The sequence below is a fragment of the Martelella sp. UBA3392 genome (assembly GCF_002358775.1).
GTDB lineage: Bacteria > Pseudomonadota > Alphaproteobacteria > Rhizobiales > Rhizobiaceae > Martelella > Martelella mediterranea.
The window spans coordinates 26,522-33,316 of record NZ_DEPM01000176.1 but is presented as its reverse complement, the minus strand read 5'-3'; the positions used below and the strand labels follow the sequence as shown (position 1 = coordinate 33,316).

General features: G+C 61.6%; 9 protein-coding genes. 4 read left to right on the top strand and 5 right to left on the bottom strand.

The annotated features are described in order from the left end of the window. A partial coding sequence (locus tag B4E36_RS13730) for an RNA methyltransferase (protein WP_345900469.1) occupies positions 1 to 753 on the top strand: 753 nt, incomplete at its 5' end. A 9-nt stretch (positions 754 to 762) separates the two neighbouring features. On the opposite strand, the gene B4E36_RS13725 is transcribed toward B4E36_RS13730, so the two are convergent. Then, positions 763 to 1,029, bottom strand: a complete 267-nt coding sequence (locus B4E36_RS13725) for a hypothetical protein (RefSeq protein WP_292052219.1) — start codon at positions 1,027 to 1,029, stop codon at positions 763 to 765. A gap of 13 nt (positions 1,030 to 1,042) precedes the next feature. Beyond that, positions 1,043 to 1,633: a DUF1134 domain-containing protein gene (locus B4E36_RS13720; RefSeq protein ID WP_292052221.1), complete on the bottom strand. Its 591-nt coding sequence runs from the start codon at positions 1,631 to 1,633 to the stop codon at positions 1,043 to 1,045. Positions 1,634 to 1,867: 234 nt separating this feature from the next. Between B4E36_RS13720 and chpT the strand changes: the two genes are divergently transcribed. Both chpT and B4E36_RS13710 read left to right on the top strand, forming a co-directional pair. Further along, positions 1,868 to 2,509: a histidine phosphotransferase ChpT gene (gene chpT, locus B4E36_RS13715; protein WP_292052223.1), complete on the top strand. Its 642-nt coding sequence runs from the start codon at positions 1,868 to 1,870 to the stop codon at positions 2,507 to 2,509. A gap of 407 nt (positions 2,510 to 2,916) precedes the next feature. Then, the gene (locus B4E36_RS13710; protein WP_292052225.1) at positions 2,917 to 4,263 is read left to right on the top strand and encodes a hypothetical protein; all 1,347 of its coding nucleotides are present in this window, start codon (positions 2,917 to 2,919) and stop codon (positions 4,261 to 4,263) included. Between the two features lie 98 nt (positions 4,264 to 4,361). On the opposite strand, the gene ctrA is transcribed toward B4E36_RS13710, so the two are convergent. Further along, complete coding sequence (ctrA, locus tag B4E36_RS13705; protein ID WP_018065059.1) at positions 4,362 to 5,060, bottom strand: response regulator transcription factor CtrA; 699 nt, start codon at positions 5,058 to 5,060, stop codon at positions 4,362 to 4,364. A 420-nt stretch (positions 5,061 to 5,480) separates the two neighbouring features. On the opposite strand from ctrA, the gene B4E36_RS13700 reads away from it, so the two are divergent. Further along, entirely contained in the window at positions 5,481 to 5,831 is a 351-nt protein-coding gene (locus B4E36_RS13700; protein WP_026173521.1) for a flagellar export protein FliJ, read from the top strand. 359 nt (positions 5,832 to 6,190) lie between these two features. Here the strand turns inward: B4E36_RS13700 and B4E36_RS13695 are convergent, their stop codons facing one another. Both B4E36_RS13695 and B4E36_RS13690 read right to left on the bottom strand, forming a co-directional pair. Continuing rightward, entirely contained in the window at positions 6,191 to 6,466 is a 276-nt protein-coding gene (locus B4E36_RS13695; RefSeq protein ID WP_018065061.1) for a DUF1153 domain-containing protein, read from the bottom strand. A 104-nt stretch (positions 6,467 to 6,570) separates the two neighbouring features. Next, positions 6,571 to 6,795: hypothetical protein (locus tag B4E36_RS13690; protein WP_345900468.1), on the bottom strand; the 225-nt coding region annotated here is incomplete at its 5' end.

The window sequence follows — 6,795 nt, the reverse complement described above, 5'->3', positions numbered from 1 at the left end:
AAGGATCTGGTCGGGCGGCAGGGCCTGTTCATCGCCGAAGGCACGGTGGTGCTGCGGGTGTTGGCCGAGGCGGATGCCGCAAGGTTCGAGGCCGATCGCATCCTCGTGCTGGAAAACCGGCTGGCGGGCATTGCGGACGTACTGAAAAGCTATCCGGCCAGCGTGCCGGTTTTCACCTGCAATGCGGCGGTGATGAACGCGATCGCCGGGTTCGACATGCATCGCGGGGTTCTGGCGCTGGGGCGCATCGCCGGTCGGTCGACGGCGGAAGAGCTGATCGCCGCACTTCCCGAAGACGCGCTCGTGGTCGTCTGCATCGGCCTCTCCAATCACGACAATGCCGGCGCGATCTTCCGCAACGCGACCGCGCTCGGCGCCGATGCGGTGCTTCTCGACGAGACCTGTTGCGATCCGCTTTATCGCAAGGCGCTGCGCGTTTCGGTTGGTTCCGTGCTGAAGATGCCGTGGACGCGAGACGGCAAGGGGTCGGAAATCCTGTCCGCGCTGGCGCGCGCCGGCTTCGACGTCGTCGCTCTTTCGCCCTCAGGCGGCGAGGCCGTGCATCATCTTGTGCCGGGACGGCGGGTGGCGCTCGTGCTGGGAACGGAAGGCGAGGGGCTCCCGGTCGATATCATGGAGGCGTTTCGAACCGTGCGCATCCCGCAGGCCCCCGGGCTCGACAGCCTCAATGTCGGCAATGCGGCCGCGATCGCGCTCTATCAGCTAGCGCTCGCGAAAGGCCGCATCGGCTAAAGCGTCGATCTACCGCGTTTCGCCGAGCAGGGCGCGGGCGCGTTCGGCAAGGCTGATCCGGTGAGTGCTGCGGCCTTGATCGCGCGAAAGCGCGGCTTCCAGCGCATCGCGCGCGCCCTCGCCGCCCTCGCGATAGCGATAGGCGATCATCATCGCGGCAAGCTCGGCGAAGGCCGCGCGCAGGGCCTCGTCCTCGCGATCCGAGCCGGCGGCTTCATCCACCTGGCTGCAGATCGCCGCATAGCGGGCTTCGATGTCTGTTTTCAGGTCGCCCAATCCCGCGCTCCGCTCAGAAGGGGTTCCAGGTCGGCCGCTCGGTCAGCTTCAGATAGCCGACATTGACGCCGAGACGCGCGCCGATGCCCGAGCGCACCGGAACCAGGATGACGTCGCGGTATTTGTAGACCTGCATCGAAAAGCCGGCAACGATATAGGCCGAGCCGGAAACGCCGCCATAGCGGTGGTAGAGGTCGGGCACCGATGGCAGGTTGTAGACCAGCATCATCACCCGGGAGCCGTCGCCGCCATAATCGATGCCGAGCGAGGGGCCCTGCCAGAACACCTTGTGGGAGCCGACATTCTTGGTGTTGAGCGTGCCTTCGCCGTAGGTCAGGCCGGCGATGAAGGCGCCGGAGCCTTCCGCCCCGAGAATATAGCCGTTGGGCAGGCCGTATTTGGAAAACGCGTTCTGTAGCGTCTGGGCAAGGCCCGAACTCGCCTCGCCGAAGAAAGTATTGCCGGCGGCGACCACTTCATCCGGCGAGAATGTATCGGATTGCTGGGCCTGCTGTTGCGCTCCGGCCGGAATGGCCGCGAAGACCATCATCAAGAAAGCGAAGACAAGTGCCTTTATGGACCTTACGGCGTTTGTGGCAAACATGGCGGTTCCATTCCTGTTGCTTTTTGGTCTGGTCCGTTGCCGCCGCGAATTTTCATGGCGACGACCTGGCGGACGGCGGACTTTTGGCAGACATTGTGGGCCATACCCCTTAACAATGGATTTACCAAATGGGAGGATTTTCCCGGAAGGCGATTATCGCTTGCCATGGCGCGGCGATACCAGCAAAAGACAGGGGCGGCCGCTGGCCGCCTGATCCGAAGGATGGTGGACGCGATGAAGAACCCGAACCTGACCCTGAGCGGCGCAGATCTTGCGGCCTTGCTTGCAAGCCGCATCTGCCACGATGTCGTCAATCCGATCGGGGCTGCCGGAAACGGGCTGGAACTGCTGGACGAGGGCGGTATGGACGAGGACGCGCTGCAGCTCATCCGCCAGAGCACGCTTTCGGCCACCATCCACCTGAAATTCGCCCGCATCGCCTTCGGCGCTTCCGGCACGCTGGACACGCCGCTCGATACCGGCGAGGCGGAGACGGCGGCGCGTGATCTGATCGGGCTCGGCAAGCGGGTGACGCTCAACTGGAGCGGCCCGCGGATCAATGCGCCGAAGAACCGGGTCAAGCTGCTTTTGAACCTGTTCCTGGTCGCCCAGTCCACCATTCCGCGCGGCGGCACCATCGATGTCGGTCTCGATGCGGCGGGCGATATCTTCGCCTTCATCATCCGCACCCGCGGCAATTATGTGCAGATGCCGGCCGATTTCGCCCGCATCTATGGCGGGGTCATGGAAGACCCGATCACCTCGCATAATGTGCAGCCCTATTACACCGCGCTGCTGGCGGAGGAGTCCGGCATGGCCATCGAATTCGTGGTCAATGATGGCGAGGTCGTGTTCGAGGCCAAGCCCGCGGCCTGAGCGCTGATTCCCGCTTTCTTTTGCAGCGCAGCAGGCGCTATCCCATTTTTGCCAAGCTTTACGGCTATTCTTCCGGCATTGAATCGCTCGCAGGTCGGCTCCCGGGAAACAATTTCCCGCCCGAGCCGTTTCTGCGAAGCCGGAACTGCAATTTTCCCGTCAGTTTCTGAGGGAGAGCCCAGCTGTGAGATATCCGCATTTTCCCCCGGCCTTGCCGGCGGTCTCGAGCGTCTTTGCGCGCAAATCCAGCCGATCCCCGGTCGCCATCCCGTCGCCGAGCGGAACAATTGTTCGCAACCGCGCAACGGGTAAAGCCCGCACCGACGGCATGTCCTCCCGTCTCCAGCTGCGTGATGCCGACCGTGCCTGATCGAAACTTCCGAAACAGAGGGACCGCGAGGCTCAGCATGGGCGCGCTTGCGGGCGTCGGGCTGGCGCTTGCCGGGTGCGCCTCCCAGCAATTGCAGCAAACCGCCCAGCAGATAGACCTGATGGAGCAGGAGTTCAGCGCGCAGCCGCCCGAACCGCCGGCCGACGGATCGGTGCTGGGGCCCACTGAACTTCTGGTGAGCGCGGAAAGCGCCGGCAAGGATTTCATGCGCGCCCGGATCAGTCGCGCGCGGGCGATGCTCGAACTCGACAAGGTGAAATCCGCGCGCCTGCCGCGCATCAGCGCCGAGGCGCGCCAGATTGCCACCTATACCGGCGATGATCTCGGGGATGTGGCCGGGACTTCGAATATCGTGCTCGGCGTCAACTGGGACATCTCGAAGGCACTGCTCCGCCTCGACCAGCCGTCGGTCGATGTCGCCGGCCGGCTGATCCCGGTGCAATACCAGATCGCTCAGCGCACCGCGACGTCCAACCTTCTCAACACCTACAATGAATATACGACCCTCGATTTCAGGCATAAAAATGCCGTGCTGAAGGAAAAGGGGCTTGCCTGCCGGGCCGGCGATGTCGAGGCGGAGGTCGGCAACGAAGAGGCCACGCAGCGAGAGTTGAAAGCGCTCAGGGCGCAGGTCGCCGCCGCCCGGCGCGAGGCCGACGCGGTGTCGCGATTGCTCGCCTCGAAACGGGATGAATTGCTGGGCCTTGCGGGCCTTGCCGAGGGCGGCTATCGCGTGGCCCCGGAACGTTCCGTGCTGTCTTCGCTTTCCGGCTTCGAGTCGATGAAAAGCGACGATGCGGAGGCCTGTTTCGCAAGCTCCGGCAAGAAGCGCTTGGAGGATCTGCTCGTCGAAGCCTCGGCCGCGCAGCTCGACCTTGCCCGGCAGTCGCGTTTCACCAAGCTGAAAACCTCGATCCCCAGTTTCATGACCCAGACCGGCGGCCTCAATCTCCAGTTTCTGGTGTCCTATGTCCTGCCGCTGATCGATGAAGGCGATGCGCTGCGCATGACGCAGAATGCCCGGCTGACGCTTATGGAGACGATCCTGAGCGCGCGCGACAACCGACGCGACTTCATGAACGACTTCAACGCCCTGAAGCTCGGCATCGCCGCCGCAGAAAGCGACCTCGCCGCGGCGAACGCGGCGCTGGTGCGCGCGGAGAACCAGTTGCAGAACGCCGACGAAGCGGCGCATTGCGGCGAGAGTGTCGATGTCGAGAAGGCGAAAACCTCGGTAGCAGCCGCGAAATTCAAGATCGACATGCTCAAGAGCCGCCTCCTGCTGCTTTGCGCCCCGCTGAGCGATAAGACCAGCGATGAGACGGGTGCGGCACAGCTTGCCGGGATGCGAAGCGGGAAATGAGGTTCTGAGGGCGCGTTCGGCCCGGACGGCCGGGAAGGGCGCCGGCTCAAACGAAAAGCGGCGCCGGAGCGCCGCGTTCTTCAGCCTTGTGAACCGCGTCAGGCGCGTTTCATCTCCTGCTGGTCCTGTTCGCGCAGCACATAGCCGCGGCCCCAGACGGTTTCGATGAAGTTGGTGCCGCCGGCGGCATTGGCGAGCTTCTTGCGGAGCTTGCAGATGAAGACGTCGATGATCTTCAGTTCCGGCTCGTCCATGCCGCCATAAAGGTGGTTGAGGAACATTTCCTTGGTCAGCGTGGTGCCCTTGCGCAGCGAAAGCAACTCAAGCATCTGATATTCCTTGCCAGTCAGGTGAACGCGCTGGCCGCCAACTTCGACGGTCTTGGCATCCACATTGACGGCGAGATCGCCGGTGGAGATGATCGACTGCGCGTGGCCTTTTGAGCGGCGCACGATGGCGTGGATGCGGGCGACCAGCTCTTCCTTGTGGAACGGCTTCGTCAGGTAGTCGTCGGCGCCGGAGCCGAAGCCGCGCACTTTGTCGTCCGTGCCCGACATGCCCGAGAGAATAAGGATTGGTGTTGCGATCTTCGAAACCCGAAGCGCCTTGAGCACTTCGTAGCCGGACATATCCGGCAGGTTGAGATCGAGAAGGATGATATCGTAATCGTAGATCTTGCCGAGGTCGACGCCTTCCTCGCCCAGATCCGTGGTGTACACGTTGAAGTTTTCGCTCTTCAGCATCAGCTCGATGCTTTGTGCTGTGGCGCCGTCGTCTTCGATTAAAAGAACCCGCATGTCTTTCCCCTTGAACCGCCGCTATGAAAGGTCTGTTGTCGCCCCCGACGCGATACGGACTCAGTGATGACCTGATTTGGAAGCTGCCATCTAATGGTTAACAAATTCTGATTCTTTTTGGCAAGACAGCCAGAAGATATTAATGAACATTAGAATGGCGTTGATTTCATTGAACTTTTTTAATCTCAAAAGCCGATAAAAAAGATTAACCAAAACTGCTAAGTGACTCATCTGACTCGCTAGTTTTTGTTTGAATCCGATAACGCGGTTTACCGACCCTTAAGCCCTGACGGCTATGATCGGACATGACTGTAAACGAAAGGTTACCGCGATTTCGATTTCGTTAATCATTTTTGGCGCGAATCAGAAACCGAGGGGGGACCGATCCGCTATGCGTTCGTCAGCCGGGGAGTTTTGCGTATGAAGGCACGAAACAGTCTGTTGCGTCTGAAGGCGTTTCAGGTAAAGGAAAAGAAGCGGCAGTTGCAGCAATTGCAACTCATGATGGATGAATTCGCCCGTATGTCCGGCGAGCTCATGCAGCAGATCGCCGCCGAGGAAAAGAAATCCGGGATCACCGACCCCGGCCATTTCGCATATTCGACATTCGCGAAATCGGCGCGCCAGCGGGCCGACAATCTGGCGGTCTCGGTCGCCGACCTGCGCGAGCAGCGCGACAAGGCCGAAGCCGAGCTCGCCGAGATGGAACTGGACTATGAGCGCGCCGCCGCCCTCGAGGAGCGCGATGCCGCGGGCCGCAAGCGCGCCTGAGGGCTAAGCCGAGGGGAACCGCTAACACCAAAGGCCGCATCGCGATGATGCGGCCTTTGGCTTTTTGTGGGACGGACGTGATTGGTCTCGTGGAGTCTCGGAGGGTTTCCGCAAAAACAAAGCCGCAGGGGCTGAAATCGGGCGGCGCCGTCGTCGTCCTTTGCAGGATCGGCTTCGCGGATGACCGGTCTCCGCTCTTTCAATCGCGGCCTGGCTGATCTCGGCTGAAAGCAGGCATTGATGCGGCGACACTTCTGCCCTGCCGCGTCAAAAACGCCTTCGATGAGATGGGCCGAAAGGAAACGTGCGGGTCGTCCGGCGCCAGCCGTCACCCGCGGGACGGCGCGATGCCGCGCCGGTCAGTTGCGATATTGCTGGATCCGCGTCGTGCGCAGGCCGGCAAGGCCGTGATCGTCGATCGATGCCTGCCAGGAGAGGAATTCCTCCACCGTCAGGCAGTATCGCTCGCACGCTTCTTCCAGGCTCAGCAGGCCGCCGCGCACGGCCGCCACGACTTCCGCCTTGCGCCGGATCACCCAGCGCCGCGTATTGGAAGGGGGCAGGTCGGCAACGGTCAGCGGACTGCCGTCGGGACCTATGACATATTTTGCGCGAACGCGGGCTAGCTCGGTCATCGTACTCTCTACAAAACTCACAACCTACGCTCACAACCTAGCGCCACACTTTTAAAATTTGCCTAAGGCAAGTGTAACGCTCTGGTAACCAGCTTTTCCGGCTTTCATGCGGGCGATGTCGGAAAGGAGAATTTGCATGGGCGAAGCCGCGCGAATGCATCCATCGCGAGAACCGGCGACCCGGCGGCAGGGATGGTATCCGGAGGGACATGCCAGTCACGAGTTGGACAGATCGGGCAGGAGATGGGATCGCGGCGCTGATCTTCAGCGTCAAGGATCCATAAGAATTTGATTTTCTTAGGAAAATTGGAGCGGGCGAAGGGATTCGA

Excerpts from the sequence above, each read along its gene's own strand:
- ctrA (WP_018065059.1), bottom strand. The coding sequence starts at position 5,060 with ATGCGGGTTCTTTTAATCGAAGACGACGGCGCCACAGCACAAAGCATC.
- B4E36_RS13710 (WP_292052225.1), top strand. The coding sequence starts at position 2,917 with ATGGGCGCGCTTGCGGGCGTCGGGCTGGCGCTTGCCGGGTGCGCCTCC.
- B4E36_RS13720 (WP_292052221.1), bottom strand. The coding sequence starts at position 1,633 with ATGTTTGCCACAAACGCCGTAAGGTCCATAAAGGCACTTGTCTTCGCT.
- chpT (WP_292052223.1), top strand. The coding sequence starts at position 1,868 with ATGAAGAACCCGAACCTGACCCTGAGCGGCGCAGATCTTGCGGCCTTG.
- B4E36_RS13695 (WP_018065061.1), bottom strand. The coding sequence starts at position 6,466 with ATGACCGAGCTAGCCCGCGTTCGCGCAAAATATGTCATAGGTCCCGAC.
- B4E36_RS13700 (WP_026173521.1), top strand. The coding sequence starts at position 5,481 with ATGAAGGCACGAAACAGTCTGTTGCGTCTGAAGGCGTTTCAGGTAAAG.